This is a genomic window from Pseudomaricurvus alkylphenolicus (assembly GCF_011683955.1).
GTDB classification, from domain to species: Bacteria; Pseudomonadota; Gammaproteobacteria; order Pseudomonadales; family Cellvibrionaceae; genus Pseudomaricurvus; species Pseudomaricurvus alkylphenolicus.
This window is the reverse complement of sequence record NZ_JAAQPI010000006.1, coordinates 250,557-270,596: the sequence shown is the minus strand read 5'-3', so window position 1 is coordinate 270,596 and position 20,040 is coordinate 250,557. Positions and strand designations below refer to the sequence as shown.

The 20,040-nt window shown below is 55.6% G+C and carries 16 protein-coding genes; 13 read left to right on the top strand and 3 right to left on the bottom strand.

Features of this window, described 5'->3' with window-relative positions; all coding sequences use genetic code 11:
- Positions 1 to 4 precede the first annotated feature (4 nt).
- From sixA to HBA55_RS17215, 3 genes are all read left to right on the top strand, one after another.
- The gene (sixA, locus tag HBA55_RS17225) at positions 5 to 463 is read left to right on the top strand and encodes a phosphohistidine phosphatase SixA (protein ID WP_166993945.1); all 459 of its coding nucleotides are present in this window, start codon (positions 5 to 7) and stop codon (positions 461 to 463) included.
- 19 nt (positions 464 to 482) lie between these two features.
- Complete coding sequence (locus HBA55_RS17220; RefSeq protein WP_338109422.1) at positions 483 to 1,328, top strand: alpha/beta fold hydrolase; 846 nt, start codon at positions 483 to 485, stop codon at positions 1,326 to 1,328.
- Between the two features lie 61 nt (positions 1,329 to 1,389).
- Positions 1,390 to 2,304 carry a DUF4892 domain-containing protein gene (locus HBA55_RS17215; RefSeq protein ID WP_166993943.1) on the top strand — a complete coding sequence of 305 codons (915 nt, stop codon included), beginning with the start codon at positions 1,390 to 1,392 and terminating at the stop codon, positions 2,302 to 2,304.
- A gap of 35 nt (positions 2,305 to 2,339) precedes the next feature.
- Here HBA55_RS17215 and folE read toward each other — a convergent pair whose 3' ends face one another.
- Positions 2,340 to 2,879 (bottom strand): GTP cyclohydrolase I FolE, encoded by a 540-nt coding sequence (gene folE / locus HBA55_RS17210; RefSeq protein WP_240946156.1) that lies wholly within the window; start codon positions 2,877 to 2,879, stop codon positions 2,340 to 2,342.
- A 316-nt stretch (positions 2,880 to 3,195) separates the two neighbouring features.
- On the opposite strand from folE, the gene HBA55_RS17205 reads away from it, so the two are divergent.
- From HBA55_RS17205 to glyA, 5 genes are all read left to right on the top strand, one after another.
- Complete coding sequence (locus tag HBA55_RS17205; protein ID WP_166993941.1) at positions 3,196 to 3,957, top strand: sulfite exporter TauE/SafE family protein; 762 nt, start codon at positions 3,196 to 3,198, stop codon at positions 3,955 to 3,957.
- Positions 3,958 to 4,008: 51 nt separating this feature from the next.
- Positions 4,009 to 4,926 (top strand): 50S ribosomal protein L3 N(5)-glutamine methyltransferase, encoded by a 918-nt coding sequence (prmB, locus tag HBA55_RS17200; protein WP_166993939.1) that lies wholly within the window; start codon positions 4,009 to 4,011, stop codon positions 4,924 to 4,926.
- A gap of 56 nt (positions 4,927 to 4,982) precedes the next feature.
- The gene (aroC, locus tag HBA55_RS17195) at positions 4,983 to 6,089 is read left to right on the top strand and encodes a chorismate synthase (RefSeq protein WP_166993937.1); all 1,107 of its coding nucleotides are present in this window, start codon (positions 4,983 to 4,985) and stop codon (positions 6,087 to 6,089) included.
- The gene (locus tag HBA55_RS17190; RefSeq protein ID WP_240946133.1) at positions 6,089 to 7,249 is read left to right on the top strand and encodes an MFS transporter; all 1,161 of its coding nucleotides are present in this window, start codon (positions 6,089 to 6,091) and stop codon (positions 7,247 to 7,249) included. Before aroC ends, HBA55_RS17190 begins: the two co-directional genes overlap by 1 nt.
- Positions 7,250 to 7,363: 114 nt before the next feature.
- Positions 7,364 to 8,614: a serine hydroxymethyltransferase gene (gene glyA / locus HBA55_RS17185; protein ID WP_166993935.1), complete on the top strand. Its 1,251-nt coding sequence runs from the start codon at positions 7,364 to 7,366 to the stop codon at positions 8,612 to 8,614.
- Positions 8,615 to 8,629: 15 nt separating this feature from the next.
- On the opposite strand, the gene HBA55_RS17180 is transcribed toward glyA, so the two are convergent.
- Both HBA55_RS17180 and HBA55_RS17175 read right to left on the bottom strand, forming a co-directional pair.
- On the bottom strand, positions 8,630 to 9,382 hold the full coding sequence (locus HBA55_RS17180) for a TIGR04219 family outer membrane beta-barrel protein (protein WP_166993933.1): 753 nt from the start codon (positions 9,380 to 9,382) through the stop codon (positions 8,630 to 8,632).
- A gap of 615 nt (positions 9,383 to 9,997) precedes the next feature.
- Entirely contained in the window at positions 9,998 to 10,882 is an 885-nt protein-coding gene (locus tag HBA55_RS17175) for a LysR family transcriptional regulator (protein WP_166993931.1), read from the bottom strand.
- A 227-nt stretch (positions 10,883 to 11,109) separates the two neighbouring features.
- On the opposite strand from HBA55_RS17175, the gene leuC reads away from it, so the two are divergent.
- From leuC to HBA55_RS17150, 5 genes are all read left to right on the top strand, one after another.
- A complete protein-coding gene (gene leuC, locus HBA55_RS17170) occupies positions 11,110 to 12,528 on the top strand; it encodes a 3-isopropylmalate dehydratase large subunit (protein ID WP_166993930.1) in 1,419 nt (472 codons plus the stop codon).
- Between the two features lie 11 nt (positions 12,529 to 12,539).
- Positions 12,540 to 13,193 carry a 3-isopropylmalate dehydratase small subunit gene (gene leuD / locus HBA55_RS17165; protein ID WP_166993928.1) on the top strand — a complete coding sequence of 218 codons (654 nt, stop codon included), beginning with the start codon at positions 12,540 to 12,542 and terminating at the stop codon, positions 13,191 to 13,193.
- An 18-nt stretch (positions 13,194 to 13,211) separates the two neighbouring features.
- Positions 13,212 to 14,288, top strand: coding sequence for a 3-isopropylmalate dehydrogenase (gene leuB / locus HBA55_RS17160; RefSeq protein ID WP_166993926.1), 1,077 nt, complete (start codon positions 13,212 to 13,214; stop codon positions 14,286 to 14,288).
- A 411-nt stretch (positions 14,289 to 14,699) separates the two neighbouring features.
- Positions 14,700 to 15,809 (top strand): aspartate-semialdehyde dehydrogenase, encoded by a 1,110-nt coding sequence (gene asd, locus HBA55_RS17155; RefSeq protein ID WP_166993924.1) that lies wholly within the window; start codon positions 14,700 to 14,702, stop codon positions 15,807 to 15,809.
- Positions 15,810 to 16,227: 418 nt separating this feature from the next.
- A complete protein-coding gene (locus tag HBA55_RS17150) occupies positions 16,228 to 19,947 on the top strand; it encodes a FimV/HubP family polar landmark protein (RefSeq protein WP_166993922.1) in 3,720 nt (1,239 codons plus the stop codon).
- Positions 19,948 to 20,040 lie beyond the last annotated feature (93 nt).

Genomic DNA, 20,040 nt, shown 5'->3' with positions numbered 1-20,040 from the left:
CATTATGCAGGCTTTTCTATTGCGTCACGGTGAGGCCCAGTTGTTTGCGGAAACCGACCGTGAACGAGCTCTCACCTCTCTGGGGCACCAGCAGACACTGGATATTCTTTCCCGCTCCGCCGGGGATTTGTCCAGGGTGACCCGGATTATTGCCAGCCCTTACATCCGGGCCCAGCAGACGGCGCAGCTGGCGGCTGAGCAGCTGGAGTTACCCGTCGAGACCTCTGATCTTCTGACTCCGGATTCCCGCCTGATGCCGCTGGGTGAATTTGTGGAATCTCTTCAGGACGATATTCCCTTACTGGTGACCCACCAGCCTTTGGTGGGAAGTTTTGTCGATTGGCTCTGTGGCCTGGCGCCAGGGCGCCATATCATGGGTACCAGCGCATTGGCCTATGTGGAAGCAGATGTGATGGCGGGCTCCTGCGGAGAGCTGTTGTGGCTGCACCAGCCGGATTATTAATCTATTGAGAATGTAAACCGTGACTTCCCCGACCCAACTGCAGTTTGATCTGCAGGGCATGACCTTTGCTGCCCAGGCCTGGGGGCAAGCCTCCAAACCACCGATTTTGGCTCTGCACGGCTGGTTCGACAACAGCGCCAGCTTTTTTCGACTGGCGCCGCTACTGGCCAAAGAATTTTATGTCGTGGCGCTGGATATGGCGGGGCACGGCCTGAGTGACCACCGCCCGGGTGTGGAACCCTACAATATCTGGGCCGATATCGGAGAGGTCTTTGGTATTGCTGATGCCCTGGGTTGGGGACAATTCTCCCTGATGGGACATTCCCGCGGGGCGGTGATTGCCATGCTCTCCGCAGGCACATTTCCGCAACGCATCCGCAAGCTGGCATTGCTCGACGGCATGTATCCGGAACCGGTGGATCCGCAAAAGGCACCTGAACAGCTGGCGCGATCCATCCAGGATACCCGCCGCGAACGACGCCTCCGCACCTATGATTCGCTGGAGCCCATGATTGAGGTGCGGATGGAGGGTTTCTGGTCTCTGTCACGCCTGGCCGCAGAGACACTGGTGGAGCGCGGTGTTAAAGCGGTGGATGGCGGCTATTGCTGGAGTTCCGATCCCCACCTCAAGGCGGCTTCGGCCATTAAACTGACCCGCGAACACATTGCGGCCTTTATGGATCGCATCACAGCTGAGACCAAGCTGATCCTGGCAAGCGAGGGCATGGCCAAGGCGTTTGAACAGCGCACATCCGGCTTGAGTGCTCCACAACCGGTCGTTGTTACTGGCAGCCATCACTTTCATATGGAGGCGGATAGCTGCGCTGAACTTGCAGAGATCCTCAATCAGTTTTACGCTGGCTAGACGGGCAGCGTAATTGGCAGCCTACACACCTACTCGAAATACGGATATTAGTTCGGTAGCTATGGCGAAATTACAGAATGATCCTATCTTTTGCAGCGCAATAGCGGGCATGGGCCTGCTGCTCGTGACGTGGCTGCTGTCCCCGATTGCGGCGGCCTTACCCCTGGCCCCGTATCCCCACGCCAAAGTGGTATTTGAATTGAATACTACCAGCACCGATGACTATCGTTTGACCTTGGGTGAGATGAAAAAGGTCAACAATCAGTGGCGCCCCGAACGCGAACAGCGCCTCACCGGTGAACTGCAGCGCAAGACCCTGGAGTTGGAAAAGGGGTATGACGTGGGAGAGGTGTTTGACTATTTTCGCCAGCAGTTGCTGCAAATGGGCGGACGTGAACTGTTCGCCTGCCAGTCCCGCCGCTGTGGCAGCAGTAACAGCTGGGCCAACATCCGCTTTGGTATCAAACAGCTCTATGGATTGGATCAACACCAGTTTTATTCTGCCATTGAGGTGGGGGCGGCCGGTGACCGCAGCTACGTCGCTCTTTATGCGGTCCAGCGTGGCAACAAGCGTTCCTATGTTCAGATCGATACCATCAGCACCGCTGAGCAGTTGGCGGTATCCAGCAGTCCGGAGGTGATTGCGCAGCGCCTGAGGGATGGCCGCAGTTTTGTGCTGCCGGGCATTGCTGTCGATCAGCGCGCCCTGGCTGAGGCGCATTTACCGGCACTGGTTGCGGCATTGCGCAGTGACAGAGGCTGGAACCTGGCCCTGGTGGCGCACGACTTTGAAGACGGTACGCTTGAGCAGCAGCAACAGCGCTCTTTGCAGCTGGCGAAGACGGTGCGGCAACAGCTGCTTGACGCCGGTGTGGCGGAAGGGCGCGTGGTGGCAAGAGGCTTGGGTAGTCTGGTACCTGGGGCGAAGAGCCGGGGGCAGGTGAGTGTAGAGGTGGTCCTGGTGAGACTAAAATGAGCTCCCGTCAGATCTGGGAGCCCTGCCGGGACGGTTCAGCGAATCAGCGACAAAAATTCACTTCGGGTGGCCATATTGTCCCGAAAGCTGCCGAGCATGGAGGAGGTCTTCATTGCTGAGTTCTGCTTTTCCACCCCGCGCATCATCATGCACATGTGCTTGGCTTCGATAATCACGCCGACCCCTTCTGCACCGGTTACGCTCTGAATCGTTTCGGCGATTTGAACGGTCAGCTGTTCCTGGATCTGAAGGCGACGGGCAAACATGTCCACAATCCGTGCAATCTTGGACAGTCCCACCACTTGGCCAGTGGGAATGTAAGCCACATGTGCCTTGCCAATAAATGGCAACATGTGGTGTTCACACATGGAGTAAAGCTCGATGTCTTTGACGATAATCATCTCACTGGAGTCTGAAGGAAACAGCGCACCGTTGACGACATCCTCGACGGTCTGCTGGTAACCCCGAGTCAAGAATTTCATGGCCTTGGCGGCCCGTTCCGGAGTGTCCTGGAGCCCGGGGCGATCAAGATCTTCTCCAATCGCGCGGATAATGTCGGCGTACTGTTCTTTCATGGGTAATTCCTTCGGCATGGTTGTCAGCGTTTGCTTCTGATGTACGCAAATCGCCGCCGTTTGGTTTGCTGCCTTGGTCGCGGTTTGCTGTTCAAGCCCCGGCGAGCAGGTCACCAGTTCCCCCTTAACCCCAGTAAAACAAGGGATTTAGACTGTCTATGGGAACTTCGGGGCGTACCCTACGACAAGGTCAGGCCCCGGTAAAGTGGTTTTTGTTTCAATAACGGCCATTGGAACCTCCCGAATGACCATGTCGGGTGGTCATTTATTGCCAAATCAGTAGACTGGGCGCCCTCAATTCGGTTGGATTTCTTCAATGCTGGATATCAGTTTTGCTTTTATTGCACTTTTGCTGGTGACGGGGCTGATCGCGGGGGTGATCAATACCCTGGCCGGAGGCGGATCAAACCTGACGCTGCCGGCCCTGATGATGATGGGGCTGCCCGCCGATGTTGCCAATGCCACCAATCGGGTGGGCGTTTTCTTGCAGTGTCTGGTGGGGGTCAGGGATTTTGACCGTCACGGTAAACTCGATACTGGCGGCGTGGCTGCCATCCTCTGGCCTACCCTGATGGGTGGACTGGCTGGCGGACTGTGTGCGTCGCTGTTGCCTAACGTGCTGCTCAAGCCTTTGTTGCTGGGAACCATGGTGGGCATGTCATTGATTATCCTGCTGCGTCCTGCCACGGTTATGCCCGGGCCTGACGAACATCCCAAGAGCGCCAGCGGGAACACCAGCGCCTGGTGGGCGCTGATGCTGGCCGGATTCTATGGCGGATTTGTACAGGCAGGTGTCGGATTTATCCTTATCGCCGCGCTGGCCGGCGTTTTACGCTACGATTTGGTCAGGGCCAATGCCTTAAAGATGTTGTGCACGGCGGCGTTTACCGCCGTGGCGCTGGCCGTATTTATCTGGAACGGCCAGGTGGAGTGGGTGCCGGGACTGATCCTGGCGGCGGGTACCATGACCGGCGCCAAACTTGGCGTTCGTCTGGCGCTGAAGGTGAGCCAGAGGGCGCTGAAGTGGTTTTTGTTTGTGATGACCCTGTGCGCCAGTGCTGCGGCGTTGTTCTGGTAATCGCTGCGGCGTTATCTGGCTTACGAATTTAATCAATGGGAGAACACCAGCATGATCGAAAAGCGGGAATCGCCGGTTCATGAGCTGTTGAGCATTCGCGATTATCTGCGCTGGGCCACCAGCCGCTTTAACTCCGAGGGCCTGTTTTTTGGTCACGGTACAGACAATGCCTGGGATGAAGCGGTGCAGTTGATTATGCTCAGTTTGCATCTGCCCTGGGACAGTCCTCCTGATCTGCTCAATGCGCGCCTGACCTCGGACGAGCGTCGGCACCTGGTGCATGTCATCGAGCGCCGGATTAATGAGCGCATCCCGGCCCCATACATTACCGGCACGGCGTGGTTTGCGGGGTTGGCATTCCACGTCGACAACAGGGTGTTGGTACCGCGTTCCCCTCTGGCGGAAACCATTGCGCAGGAGTTTCAGCCCTGGCTGGCGAGCTATCCGCACCGGATTCTCGACCTGTGCACGGGCAGTGGTTGCATTGGGATAGCCTGCGCGCACACCTTTACAGATGCGGAGGTGGTGCTGAGTGATATCTCCGCCGATGCCATTGAGGTGGCGCAGTCCAATATCGAACGCCATCACCTGGAGGATCAGGTGAGGGCAGTGGAGTCGGATCTGTTTGCCGGGTTGCAGGGTGAGGTGTTTGATCTCATCGTTAGCAATCCGCCCTATGTCAACGCTGAAGACCTCGCCAGTATGCCGGCGGAATTCCAGGCGGAGCCGGCCCTGGCACTGGGCAGCGGAGCAGATGGTCTGGACTTTACCCGCCGCCTGCTGAGCGAAGCCCGCCAGCACCTTTCCGACAATGGCCTGCTGGTGGTGGAAGTGGGCAACAGCTGGCCGGCGCTGGAAGCGACCTTTCCCGGAGTCCCCTTTACCTGGCTGGAATTTGAGCAGGGCGGCCACGGGATTTTTGTGCTGACCGCGGAGCAGTTGGATCTGCACCGAGCAGAGTTGGCGTAATGTGCGTATAATGCGCCGCTTTCAATGATTCACTAGTTGCTGCTCACGAGAGAGATATGTCCGGTAATACCTTTGGCAAGCTGTTTACTGTAACCACCTTTGGCGAGAGTCACGGTCTGGCATTGGGCTGTATCGTCGATGGCTGCCCTCCCGGGATGGAACTGTGCGAGGAGGATCTGCAGCGCGACCTGGACCGCCGTAAGCCCGGGCAGTCCCGTTACACCACTCAGCGCCGGGAAGCCGATATGGTGAAGATTCTCTCCGGCGTGTTTGAAGGCAAGACCACGGGTACCCCAATCGGGCTGTTGATCGAAAACACCGATCAGCGCTCCAAGGACTACTCCAATATCAAAGATCTCTATCGTCCCGCCCATGCTGATTACCCGTACATGCAGAAGTATGGTGTGCGGGATTATCGGGGCGGTGGCCGCTCTTCAGCCCGAGAAACCGCCATGCGGGTTGCAGCCGGAGCCATTGCCAAAAAATTCCTCAAGCAATTTCACGGTATTGAAGTGAAGGGTTACCTGTCACAACTGGGGCCCATCAAAATCGACAGCGTGGATTGGAACGAGGTGGACAATAATCCGTTTTTCTGCCCCGATGCCAGTAAGGTGGCGGAGATGGAAACCTATATGCAGGCGCTCAACAAGGAGGGTAACTCCGTTGGTGCCCGCATCACCGTGACGGCTACCGGTATGATACCGGGATTGGGTGAGCCGATCTTCGATCGCCTGGATGCGGATCTGGCCCATGCTCTGATGAGTATCAATGCGGTGAAAGGCGTGGAAATCGGTGCCGGCTTTGACTGTGTTGAACAGAAGGGTACCGAGCACCGGGACGAGATTGTCCCTGAAGGTTTTCTCTCCAACCAGGCTGGTGGTGTTCTCGGCGGCATTTCCACGGGGCAGGATCTGGTGGCCAGCATAGCGCTCAAGCCTACCTCCAGCCTGCATTTGCCCGGTCGCAGCGTGAATGTCCAGGGAGAGTCGGTTGAGGTGGTGACCAAGGGCCGCCATGATCCCTGTGTGGGTATCCGCGCGACACCTATTGCGGAGGCTATGATGGCGCTGGTGGTTCTGGATCATCTGCTGCGCCACCGAGGTCAAAATGGCGGCGTTGAGCACAATATTCCTGTGATTCCCGGACAGGCCCCCGAAGCCTGATGAATCCGGGTCAGCTGCCATACTGGCGACTGTCCGGCTTCTACGCGTTTTACTTTGCCATGGTGGGAACCATGGTGCCTTTTCTGGGGCTGTGGCTGCAGTCCCTGGATTTCTCCCCTGAACAAATCGGTATTGTCGCATCGACTTTGATGCTGACCCGCCTGGTGGCGCCCAATGTCTGGGGCTGGCTGGCGGATCGCAGTGGTCGCCGGTTGTGGGTGATTCGTCTGGGCAGTCTGATGGCGGCAATCTGCTTTGGCTTCCTGTTCTGGCGCCAGGATTTCTGGTGGGTAGCTGTCGTATTTGTGGTCTTCAGTTTTTTCTGGAATGCCGTGTTGGCTCAGTTTGAGGTGATTACGCTGAATTACCTGGGCGGGCGTCCCCATTTCTATAGCCGCATCCGGCTTTGGGGGTCGGTGGGCTTTATTCTGGTAGTGGTACTGCTGGGAGTTCTCTTTGATCTATACTCGGTGGCTGCATTGCCCTGGGTGGGAATGGCGTTTTTAATCGCCATCTGGCTTAGCGCACTGGCGCTGGATGAGCCACAGTCCTCGCAACATGAACAGCATCAGGGGGAAGGATTTCTATCAGTCGCGCTGCAAAAGCCTGTGCTGTGTTTTTTGATGGCGTCTCTGCTGTTGCAGCTCAGTCACGGCAGCTATTACACCTTTTACAGTGTGTTTCTGGAATCGCTCAATTACAGCCGCACGTCCATCGGCGTGCTTTGGGCATTGGGCGTGGTGGCCGAGGTGCTGGTGTTCTGGTACATGCACCATGTAATGAAACACATTGGCCCCCGGGCCATTTTTCAGTTCAGTCTGGCGATGGCTGTGCTGCGGTGGTTTCTGATCGGTTGCTTTCCTGAGCACTTGCTTCTGATGGTGTTTGCCCAGGTGTTGCATGCGTTCACTTTCGGTAGCGCCCATTCGGTGGCTATCGAGTTGGTACGCAGGTACTTTCCCGGTCGTATCCAGGGACAGGGCCAGGCGCTGTACAGCGCTGCGAGTTTTGGTGCCGGCGGGGCGTTGGGGGCGCTGATCAGCGGTTATCTGTGGTCAAGCAGCCCGGTGTTGTCGTTTGCTGTCAGTTGCTTTGCATCCGCACTGGCCCTTGGGCTGGTGTGGTGGGGGATGCGGGGGCCTTTGTCCGCAAACCCGTGACCTCTTCTCCATTAGTTTATTTTATTACCGGATTTCAACTATTAATTATCTTTATTTGATTGGTGCTCGTATGATTTTGGCTGGTTTTCATCATTCCAGCAGACGAGGCGATCTATGTTTAAGCTCAGCGATACCATTCAGGATTTTGACAGTGATCTGTGGCAGGCCATGGCGGCGGAGGATATCAGGCAGGAGCAGCACATTGAGCTGATCGCCTCGGAAAACTATGCCAGCGCGCGGGTGCTACAGGCCCAGGGCTCGAAGCTCACCAACAAGTATGCCGAGGGTTATCCCGGCAAGCGTTACTACGGCGGCTGTGAGCACGCGGACACCGTTGAGCAGTTGGCTATTGATCGCGCGAAAGAACTGTTTTCTGCCGAGTTTGCCAACTTGCAGCCTCATTCCGGTTCTCAGGCCAATGCCGCAGTTTACATGGCGCTGTTGCAGCCGGGTGACTGCTTTTTGGGGTTGTCTCTCGACCATGGCGGTCATCTGACTCACGGTGCCAAGCCAAATTTTTCCGGCAAGATTTATCAGGCGGTTCAGTACGGGGTGGTGCCCGAGACCGGTGAGTTGGATTACGACCAGATCGAGGCGCTGGCCAAAGAGCATCAGCCTAAGATGATTGTGGCTGGATTTTCGGCTTACTCCCGAGTGATGGATTGGCAGCGCTTCCGCGATATTGCCGACAGTGTCGGTGCTTATCTGTTTGTGGATATGGCTCACGTGGCGGGCCTGGTGGCTGCCGGGTTATACCCGAATCCGGTCCCGTTTGCCGATGTGGTTACCACCACGACTCACAAGACGTTGCGGGGACCCCGCGGCGGTCTGATTCTGACCAATCGTGAGGAGCTGGCGAAGAAGTTTAATTCCCTGATTTTTCCGGGTATCCAGGGCGGCCCGCTGATGCATGTGATCGCTGCCAAGGCAGTGGCCTTGCAGGAGGCGCTTCAGCCTGAGTTTAAAGAGTATCAAAAGCAGGTGATCTTAAATGCTCAGGCGATGGCTGAAGTATTCCAGGCACGCGGGTATAAGGTGGTTGCCGGTGGTACCAGCAATCATTTGTTTTTGGTGGATTTTATTGAGCAGCAGTTGACCGGTAAGGAGGTAGATGCCTGGTTGGGTGATGCCTTTATCACCGTGAATAAAAACACGGTGCCCAATGACCCTCAGTCGCCGTTTGTCACCAGTGGTATTCGCGTCGGTACGCCAGCAGTGACGACTCGTGGTATGAAGGAGCAGCAGGTTGCCGAGCTGGCGGGTTGGATGTGTGATGTGATTGATGCGCGTGGTGATCAGCAGGTGGTGGATCAGGTGCGTGAGCGAGTGAAGGCGCTGTGTGGGGATTTCCCGGTTTACGGTTGATCCCCACGATCAGTCTCAGAAGTGAACTGTCAGCGCGGCGTAGGGGCCGTCGATGCTGACGTCGGCAACGAGGTCATCCAGGTCTTCGAGGTCGAGGCTCATATCGCGGTAACCCACTTCAAAACCGACGTCGAACAGGGGGATGATGTCACTGGCATAGGCGATTTTAACGGTGTAGTCGGTGATGCCGTCGCCACTGTAGCTGATGACGTTGGCTTCCCCAGCCACAGACCAGCCGGTAAAGGGCAGATCGAATTGGGCCTTGCCGTATATCATGGGAATGACACCGTCGAGGCTGACGCGTTCACTTTCGTTGGCGCTGGTGACGCTCATATGACCATCATAGCGGCGGATGTTAAGGCCCAGGTCGAGGTTGACCCAGTTGTCGAGGATTTCGTAGTAGAGGACTGCGTCCTGGTGGGTCAGGTCGAGTTTGGTGCTGACTTGCTCGCCGCTGTCAAAGCTGATGTCGCCGAGGCGGAAGTCGGAGCTGATGGCGGAGTTGCCGCTGTTGTCGATGCTGGTCTGTTGCAGGCGGATGTTGGGCAGCAGCGGGACGGGGTGTTCCAGTGCGACGTAGAGGAAGTTGGCGTTATCGTCGTCGATGTCCAGGTCGCTGGCGCTGATGGGGACTTCGCCCAGTTTTCCGCTGATGTCGGGTTGCCAGATACCGACGCCGGCGTAGACGCCCAATACAGTGTCGGCTTGTGTGAGTCCGGTGGTCGCGGTGAGTGCGGCCGCCAGTAGTAATGTCTGATGTGTTTTCATGGTGTTCTCCTTGTTGTTTTGTTCGTCTTTCTTTGAAGACGTGGCGGGATTGTAGTTAATCTTTTCTGACAAAGCTGTTAACTGGTTCGTTATTTTTTCGCGAAGGTTGTTTGGTGTTCGTTTTGTTTGAATCTGTGCCACATATCTTGGTTTTCTGTACCAATTCGAGTCTTCATCGGGTTACTTTTTGGGGCTGATCGTTGTTCAGGAGGCTGCAGGTTGGTTCTCTAGCGATTGCAGGTTCGGAGCTCAGACGGTGGTAGGTTTGGTTCTCTAGCGGTGGCAGGTTCGGAGCTCAGGCGGCTGCAGGTCTGGTGCCTCAAGCGGCGGCTGGGGTGCGGTTTCCGGAGCAGTCGGGTGGCCCTCCGGGCTTCCCTCAGTCACCAAAAAGCCCGACAAAAAACGCCGGTCTTTTTGACTCCTTCGGCACCCTCTTTAATGCTCCGGAAACCGCACCCCAGCCACCTTTTACAACGCGGTGCGTCAATTGTGGTGCCTCATTGTTATTTCGTTTCGGTGGTAATTTGCACTGGTGCGTATTTCACGCTGTAGCAGCGCGCTCTGAGCGCGACGGGTGTTGGCACCAACTCTGAAACCAACTTCGGATGCACTACACTAGCCGGCCAAAGTCGCCGGCTGTTGCTTCAAAGCCCCCAGAAACGCTTCGGCGGCATTGCTTAATGTGCGAGCGCTGTGGTGGATGCTGCCGAGATTGCGTTGCAAAGATTGCCCCGGGATTTTCAGTTCCCGCAATTGTTCATCCAGCATGGTGCGGGGCAGGGCACTCCAGCCCAAACCGATTGAGACCAGCATTTTGATGGTCTCCAGGTAGTTGGTGGCCATGGTGGTTTGCAACGGCAGGCGCTTGGCGTCGAAGCGTTTTCGGATCAGTTGGGTGGTGTAGGTCAGCGGATCGGGCAGGATAGCCGGATATTGGCTCAGGTTCTTGAGTTCGCAATTGGGTTCATTCGTCAGAGGGTGATCCGGTGCGGCCACAAACGCCAAGGGGTCGGGCCAGAGAACGGTGGCTGTGGTGTTGTCTGTGTCTTCGGGCGATAGGGTGATCATGGCCAGTTCCACTTCACCTCGCTGCACGGCTGAATAGGCTTTCTCTGAGTCCAGGAATTCGAGTTCCAGCACGACTTCCGGGTGTTCGCGGGTAAAGTATTTGAGGACCTGAGGCAGGTGGTGCAGGCCGATATGGTGACTGGTGGCGAGTTTCAGGGTGCCGCTGATATGGCCACTGAGGTTGGATAGGGCCTGTTCGGTATCCTTGACGGTTTGCAGAATGGTCCGCGCTCTAGGCAGTAGGGCACGGCCGGCTTCGGTCAGGTGGATGTCCCGCCCGATACGATCAAATAGCTTGCAATTGAGCTGTTGTTCCAGGGAGGCAATGCGTTTGCTGATGGCGGGTTGGGTCAGGTGCAGTTGTTCCGCAGCCAGGGTGAATGAGCTCAGTTGCGCAACGGTCAGGAAGGCCTTGAGGTGCTGGGTATCCATTCAAGTTGGCTCCTTTTTGAGGTGAGATCAGAGGCGAGAACACAGACCTCCACGAGGAATAAGGTTAGATTATTGCATTCCCAAATGGAATGTAATTTATAAAAAAGATGAATTTGTCTTATTGGTTGTGGAGGCCTAGAATTCACCACCATAGGGAGCCGTGACCAGACTCCCGGTATCCAAAATAACGTCCAGCAACCGGACATTAGCCACCTGTGAGGTTTCCAATGGCAGGCAAGACCCTGTACGACAAACTCTGGGATGCCCATCTCGTTAAAGAGCGGGATGACGGCTCGGCGTTGATTTATATCGATCGCCATATTATTCATGAAGTGACCACGCCTCAGGCCTTTGAGGGGCTGCGAATGGCGGGCCGCAAGCCCTGGCGTGTGGACAGTATTCTGGCCACGCCTGATCACAATGTGCCCACGACCCAGAAGGAGCGCGCTTCCGGTGTAGATGGTATTGAGGATCCGGTGTCCAAGATTCAGGTGCAGACCCTGGATGATAACTGCGACGAGTTTGGCATTGTTGAATTTAAGATCAACGACAAGCGCCAGGGTATTGTCCATGTGATTGGGCCCGAAACAGGTGCCTGCCTGCCGGGCATGACCATTGTTTGTGGTGATTCTCATACCGCCACCAATGGTGCGCTGGGGGCTTTGGCTCACGGTATCGGTACATCTGAGGTTGAGCATGTGATGGCGACCCAGTGTCTGGTGGCCAAGAAGATGAAGAATCTGCTGATCAAGGTGGACGGCGAGTTGGGCGAGGGTGTGACCTCTAAAGACGTGGTCCTGGCGATTATTGGTGAGATCGGTACTGCCGGTGGTACCGGTTACGCCATGGAGTTCGGTGGTCAGGTGTTCCGTGATATGTCCATGGAGGGCCGTATGACGGTCTGTAACATGGCGATCGAAGCGGGCGCCCGCGCCGGTATGGTGGCGGTGGACGATACCACCATTGAGTATGTGAAAGGCCGCACTTACGCGCCTTCCGGCGACCAGTGGGAGGCCGCTGTTGCCGATTGGAAGCAGTTGGTCAGTGATGATGATGCGGTGTTTGATAAGGTTGTCGAGATCGACGGCGCCAGTATCAAGCCGCAGGTGAGTTGGGGCACGTCTCCGGAGATGGTGTTGCCGGTGGATGCCGCTGTGCCCAATCCCGCCGAGGAAAATGATCCGGTGAAGAAGTCCGGCATTGAGCGTGCGCTGGAGTATATGGGGCTTGAGGCGGGACAGAAGATTACCGACATTAGTGTTGATCGTGTCTTTATCGGTTCTTGCACTAACTCTCGAATTGAGGATGTTCGTGCGGCAGCCGAAGTTGCCAAAGGTCGCCAGGTGGCTGACTCTGTGATTCAGGCGATGGTGGTTCCGGGTTCCGGCCAGGTGAAGGCTCAGGCGGAAGCCGAAGGTCTGGACAAGATTCTGTTGGAGGCCGGTTTCGAGTGGCGCGAGCCGGGTTGTTCCATGTGTCTGGCGATGAATGCCGACAAGTTGGGCAATGGCGAGCATTGTGCTTCAACGTCCAACCGCAACTTTGAAGGTCGTCAGGGCTACGGTGGCCGCACTCATCTGGTGAGTCCCGCTATGGCCGCGGCGGCAGCGATTGCCGGTCATTTTGTCGACGTTAGAGATTTGTAAGGATTGCGCATATGAAAAGCTTTACTCAGGTAAAAGGTATCGCGGCGCCTATGGATCGCGCCAACGTTGATACCGATATGATCATTCCCAAGAATTTTTTAAAGTCCATCAAGCGTACCGGTTTTGGCAAAAACCTGTTCGATGAGCTGCGTTATCTGGATGAGGGTTTGCCCGATCAGGATTGCAGTGGTCGCCCGCTGAACGAGGAGTTTCCGCTGAATTTCCCTCGTTACCAGGGCGCCAGTATCTTGTTGGCTCGCGAAAACTTTGGTTGCGGCTCCAGTCGTGAGCATGCGCCCTGGGCGCTGGACGATTATGGCTTTCGCGCCGTTATCGCGCCGAGTTATGCGGATATTTTCTTCAATAACTCGTTTAAGAACGGACTGTTACCGATCATTTTGTCCGCTGAGATTGTTGAACAGTTGTTCCAGGAAATGTACGCCACAGAAGGCTACGAGCTGGATATCGATCTTGAGGCCCAAACTGTGACGACTCCAAGTGGTGAGAGTTTTGGCTTTGAGGTGGATGAGTTTCGCAAGCACTGTTTGCTGAACGGTTTGGATGATATCGGTCTTACGTTGCAGGAAGCCGATGCTATCCGCGAATACGAAGTCCGTCGCAAGCAGCAGGCGCCCTGGCTGTTTGGTGCGATTCAGCCCGAATAACAATTTGGAATTTATGCTATGTCACGCAATGTACTGATTATGGAAGGGGACGGTATCGGTCCTGAGATCATCGCCGAAGCTCGCAAGGTGTTGGAGGCGGTGAATGAGAAAGACCAGCTGGGTCTGAATTTTATTGAGGGTATGCTGGGTGGTCGTGCTTACGACGAGCATGGGCATCCTTATCCCGAAGATACCCGTGAGAAAGCGCGTGCTGCGGACGCTATTTTGTTTGGTGCGGTTGGTGGCCCCAAGTGGGACGGCAAAACCGAACGTCATCTGCGTCCGGAGGCGGGTCTGTTGGATATTCGTTCGGATCTGGATTTGTTTGCCAATCTGCGTCCGGCGATTACATTCGCTCAGTTGGCGGATGCCTCACCTCTGAAGCCGGAGTTGGTTGCCGGTTTGGATATTCTGATTGTGCGTGAGTTGACCGGTGGCATTTACTTTGGTGAGCCACGTGGTATTCGCACGCTGGAGAACGGTGAGCGTCAGGGTTATAACACGGATATTTACAGCGAGTCTGAGATTCGTCGTATTGCCAGGGTGGCTTTTGATGCGGCACAGAAACGCGGCAAGAAGGTGTGTTCTGTCGATAAGGCGAATGTGCTGGAAGTGACGGTGCTGTGGCGTGAGATCATGGAGGAGGTCGCCAAGGATTATCCGGAGGTTGAGTTGAGCCATATGTATGTGGACAACGCGGCGATGCAGTTGGTGGTGAATCCGAAGCAGTTTGATGTGATTGTCACCGGTAATCTGTTTGGGGATATTCTGTCGGATGAGGCGTCTATGTTGACCGGCTCTATCGGTATGTTGCCATCGGCTTCTCTGAATGAGGGCAATAAGGGGTTCTATGAGCCTTCTCATGGCAGTGCGCCGGATATTGCCGGGCAGGGTGTCGCCAATCCGCTGGCGACGATTATGTCGGCGGCGATGATGTTGCGTTATTCGTTGAATGCCAGTGAGTCTGCGGATCGTATTGAGGCGGCTGTGAGTAAGGTGTTGGATCAGGGGTTGCGTACCGGGGATATTATGTCTGATGGTATGACTCAGGTTTCTACTTCTGCGATGGGTGATGCGGTTGTAGCGGCGCTTTGACCCACTTTTGTCTTTGCGGAAAGGGCGAAAGGGACTGATAATTTTGTGCCACAACGGGCGGCTGGGAATCCCCTGGAGGGGCACGCTACCGGCCCTCCGGGCTTCCCTCAGTCCCCAATGAGCCAAGCTGAGAAACGCTTGTCTCATTGGCTCTTTCGGCGTTCGCTTAAAATGCCCCTCCAGGGGACACCCAGCCACCCTTTGGACCGAGGTACCCTGCCTTTATGGTTCTGAACGTCTTAACTTCAAATAGTTAATATGGAGAAACATCGGGTATTGGGTATGTTGTCCCATGTGCCAATCCTCAAGCCCACAGCCCCTCTAATCTGTGCTATTATTTCGCCCCCAATTTTCTGCCCCGGCGGCAGTTTGGGAATTTATTTTTAACCCTGACTTTTAGAGATTGAAAAAATGCGTGTAGGTTTTGTTGGTTGGCGTGGCATGGTGGGCTCCGTTTTGATGGAGCGGATGTTGGCGGAGAATGATTTCGCGGATATCGAGCCGATTTTCTTTACCACTTCTAATGTGGGGGGTCAGGGCCCTACGATTGGTAAAGACATTCCGACATTGAAAGACGCGCGTGATATTAAAGAATTGGCGACGATGGACGCCATTGTGTCCTGTCAGGGCGGTGATTACACCAAGTCTGTGTTTGGTGATCTCAGGGCTTCCGGCTGGCAGGGCTACTGGATCGATGCGGCTTCCAGTCTGCGTATGTCAGATGACGCAATCATCGTGCTGGACCCGGTTAATGCCAATGTAGTGAAAGACGGTCTCGCAAATGGCGTTAAAAACTACATCGGTGGCAACTGCACCGTGAGTTTGATGCTGATGGGCTTGGGCGGACTCTTTCAGGAAGGTCTGGTGGAGTGGGTGTCTGCCATGACCTATCAGGCCGCCAGTGGCGCCGGTGCTCAGAATATGCGTGAGTTGATCAGTCAGATGGGGGCTCTGCGTGACAGTGTGGCGACCGAGTTGGCGGATCCCGCCAGCGCGATTCTGGATATCGATCGCAAGATTGCTGAAACCATGCGCAGTGGTGAATTCCCCACGGATCAATTTGGTCATCCTCTGGCTGGCAGTCTGCTGCCGTTTATCGACACTCAGTTGGAAAACGGCCAGAGCCGTGAAGAGTGGAAGGGACAGACGGAGACCAACAAGATCCTGGGTCGAAGCGGCAATCCGATCGCAATTGATGGTACCTGTGTGCGTATCGGGGCCATGCGTTGTCATAGTCAGGCGTTGACCATCAAGTTGACCAGGGATGTTCCTGTTTCCGATGTGGAGTCTATCCTGGCTGAGGCCAATGAGTGGGCGACGGTTGTTCCCAATGATCGTGACCTGACTATGTCTGATCTGACCCCGACCAAGGTGACCGGTACCTTGTCCATTCCTGTGGGCCGTATCCGTAAAATGAATATGGGACCTGAGTATCTGAACGCCTTCACTGTGGGTGATCAGTTGCTGTGGGGCGCGGCTGAACCTCTGCGCCGCATGTTGCGTATCTTGCGCGAGGCCTGATTGTGCCTGGGCTGGCCGCTGTCGCGGCCAGTCTTCTCTTGCTTTTCTGCCGCTCTTTGAGCACTTCTCAAAATATCCCTATTCTCACGGTTTTCGGTGCTTGTGCATGGCTCCGAGTGATCTATCCTCAATAGATATCGGTCGGCGAAAAAAACCGAGTTTTGTGCATTGGGTCTAATTTTATGCGACCGGGGAGTCCCCCAACCTGTTCTGAATGGCCCTGTTGTTGCTAAAAAGCTATTTATAATGAATACTTACGGCCATTACTGGAGAATCATTCGAGGTTTGTTCTTCAACTTCGGGTGGTATTCTTCGCAGCCAGACCGATGATCGCGTCGGAGTAGCACGTTTCGACCGCAATCGTCGTTTACAGTCATGATGGCTCTGTGGGGCGAGGGGATAACAAAAGGAACGTTCTATGCGTCTTCGTAAGCTGGCGTTAGCCGTGGGTTTGGCGGGAGCCTTGGGGGCAGAGTTAGCCAGTGCCCTGGGGCTTGGAGAAATAAAACTCAATTCCACTTTGAATCAGCCGCTGGAAGCAGAAATTAAGCTGCTTCAGGCGAGGGATCTCTCGAAAGATGAGATTCTGGTCGCGATTGCGTCCCGTGAGGATTTCCAGCGAGCGGGTATTGATCGTCTGTTTTTCCTGACTGAGCTGCGTTTTGAGGTGGTGCTCGAAGGGCCGTCAGCGCCGTTTGTACGAGTGACCAGCCGCAAGCCGGTTCGTGAACCCTACCTGAATTTTCTGCTCGAAACCCAATGGCCCAGCGGCCGTATCTTGCGTGAATATACGCTGTTGATGGATTTGCCCGTCTTTTCCGACGACAACGTCCGTCCGGTGCAGAGCGCCCGCACAGCACCGCAAGCGCCTGTGGGTGAGCCGCGCCGCGAGGTGCAGCCCCGTTCTCAGCAGCCGGCGACTGTTTCCCGCCGTGAGCCGGCAGCCGAGCGTCAAAGCACTCCCCGTCAGGTTGCCAGATCTGACGCCCGTGGTGGCAATGTCTATGGGCCCGTCAGTTCCAGCGATACTTTGTGGGAGATTGCCCTGAATGTACGCCCCAGCCGGGAGTTCAGTGTCCATCAGACGATGCTGGCGATTCAGAGCCTTAATCCTGAGGCGTTTATCAATGGCAATATCAACCTGCTGCGCAAAGGGCAAGTGCTCCGGGTGCCCAGTGCGGACGATATCGCCGGTGTCAACAGCCGCCAGGCCGTCAGTGAAGTGGCTTACCAGAATGAGCAGTGGAGCAGCGGTAATCTCGGCGCGCAGCTGGCGGGGGGCAAACGCCGCGCGACCAGGGCTGAGAGTAATGAAGAGGTGTCAGGTCGCCTGAAGGTGGCGGGCAGCTCGTCTTCGTATGATTCCGAATCTGGACGCGCCGCCGGTGAGACAGGTGGCGATACTGAGGGCCTTCAGGGTGAGCTCAGTTCCGCATTGGAGGAGCTTGACAAGTCTCGCAGGGAAAACGCTGAACTTACTGATCGGGTGAGGGAGCTCGAAGAGCAGATAGGTACCATGGAGCGGTTGCTTGAGGTGTCCAGTCAGGAGCTGCGCGCCCTGCAATTGGCCAGTCAGCAATCTGAACGGGATCTGGCGGTTTCTGAAGGTGCTACCGCTCCCACACAAGACGATACCCTTGTCAGTGCGACGCCGGCGGCACCGCCGGTTACAGCGACTCCCACACCTCCTCCAGCCACTAAACCTCCTTCGACGCCCGATCCAACCAGTGTTGTCCGGTCCCAGCCGAAGCCGCCGTCGTTGATGGATAGGCTGATGGATAACCTGCTGTACATCGGCGGGGGGTTGCTCGCGGTGGTTGTGGGGGTATTGTTACTGCTGAGACGACGACAGTCTGAGGAGGAGGAAACAGAACTGGTGCCAGCGCCAGTTGCTGAGCCGGAGCAGCCGGTGTTTGAGGAGCCAGAGGCAGAGACCACTGAAGAGCTGGTTGAAGAAGCGGCTGTTGATGAGGACATTTTGTCTGAATTGGACGCGGATGCCGACGCTCTGTTTGAAGAGCAGGAAACAGAGGCCGAAGCCGAACCTTCGTTGTCTACCGAGTCTCAGACCGGCGACGCGGTTGGCGAAGCGGATATCTATATCGCCTACGGCAAATTGGACCAGGCAGAGGAAATGCTGCTGAAGTCTTTGGAAGCAGATGAAAATGATTTGTCCGCTCGCTTGAAATTGATGGAGGTCTACACCGAGACCAAAGAGCTGGACAAGTTTGATCAGCAATACGCTCGGGTTGTGGCCGCTAATGATTCAGGTGCCACTGCCAGGGCCGAAGATCTGCGCATGCAGTTCGAGGATGCCCCCGCATTTGATGACGCCCTGTTGGGGGAAGAGCCTTCAGCTTTGGAAGATCAGCCCTCAGCGTTGGAAGATCAGCCTTCAGCGTTGGAAGATCAGCCCTCAGCGACAGATGATCAGTCCGAAGATTTCGCCATGGATTTTGATCTCGGCGACGACGGGGTGGAAGCTGCTCAGGACGAAGAGCTGGATCTTGATCTCACCGATCTGGAGGTGGATTCTTCAGAAGCTCTCGATCTCGATCTCGATTTGGGTGATGTGGAAACCGAAGAGGATGGTTCAGAGGTTTCGTTCGATCTTAATCTGGAAGACGACTTCGCCACTGAAACTGAATCGGCGGAGTCGGAACTGGCGGCAGACACTTCCCTCGAATTAGATCTTGGAGAGCTGGAAGACAGCGCTGATCTGGATGTTCAAGGCGATGAGGGGGCTGTAGAAGAAGGCTCTGCGGCTGAAGAGGAATTCTCTCTGGACTGGGATGTCGAAACCTCGGAATCCGACAGTGCGGAGATGGATTTATCTGCAGAGCTGAACGAGTTGGACAACGCGCTCGACGCGGATTTTGACGCAGAAGCTCCAGCACTTGAGGAATCGGAAGAGCTCTCAGTCGACGAGGAACCTGAAGCCGAATTCGATCTGTCTGCCGAATTTGAGGAGCAACCACCCGAACCGGAGTCCGAAGAAGAACCTTCGGCGTTCTTCGAAGAAGAATCCGCTTTGCTTGACGAGGATCTCTCTTTTGAGGAGCCCTCAGCTGTTGAAGAGCCCTCAGCCGATCAAGAGCCCTCAGCGGAATTTGAAGAATTTGCCACGGAATTTGAGGAGCCCTCAGCCGATGAGGAGCCCCCGGCCGATGAAGAGCCCTCAGCCGATGAAGAGCCCTCAGCCGATGAAGAGCCCTCCGCTGACCTGGATGCCGACCTGCAAGAGTTGGCGGCAGAGTTTGATAGCGAGGATGCTCTAGAACTCGACGATGAGGCAACCGAAGCCATCGACGCCGACGCCATTAACGCTGAACTCGAAGCCATGGACCTGGAAACGGAGACAGAGTCAGAGGCGGATCTGCAGCCCGCAGAGGCGGACTTTGACCTCGAGTTTCCCGATGACAGCGATGACGACGCGCTTGAGTCTGAGAGCCTGGAAGCGGAGTTGGATCTCAGCGCTGAGGATGATCAGCTCGGCGAAGCTTTTGATCTCGATGATGACAAAATTGAGGCCGATATTGATCTCTCGGCACTGGATGATGAGGTTGATGCCCTGGCATCCGATATGGATCTCACTTCCGAAGACGAAGGCGACCAGACTGCTGATTTGGAGGAATTCAGCCTGGACACCGATCTGTCAGGTGATCTGGATTTGGATGCGGTGCTGGATGTCGAAACGGAGGAAGAAGGCACCGATATTCCTACGCTGGCAGAAGCACCCGTTGACGATGATGTCACTTTGGTGCGTGCGGAAACGGTTGAAGCAGTCACTGATATGTCTGACGACCTGGATGACACGCTGATGCGTGAGCCGGAAGTTGAGACGGAACTGCCGGCGGCTGAAAGTGCGCAGGATGATGTTTTCAGTGAGGCACTGTCCGAGTTACCCGAACCAGAAGATGCACTCGCGGGCGACGATGACCTCACGGATGAAGACCTGGACGCCGAGCTGGATTTTCTGGCAGATACTGATGAGGCGGCGACCAAGTTGGATCTCGCAAGAGCCTATATTGATATGGGTGATCAGGATGGCGCCAAAGACATTCTCGATGAAGTGGTTCAGGAAGGCAGCGACGAGCAAAAACAGGAGGCCGAGGAGCTGCTTTCCCGTATAGGCTAATCACTTTTTATTTCCCCCTCGGAATCAGGGGTCAGGGTATCATGAGGTCAGACGCTTCAATTTGAAAACAAGCAGTCTGACCCCATGATAACC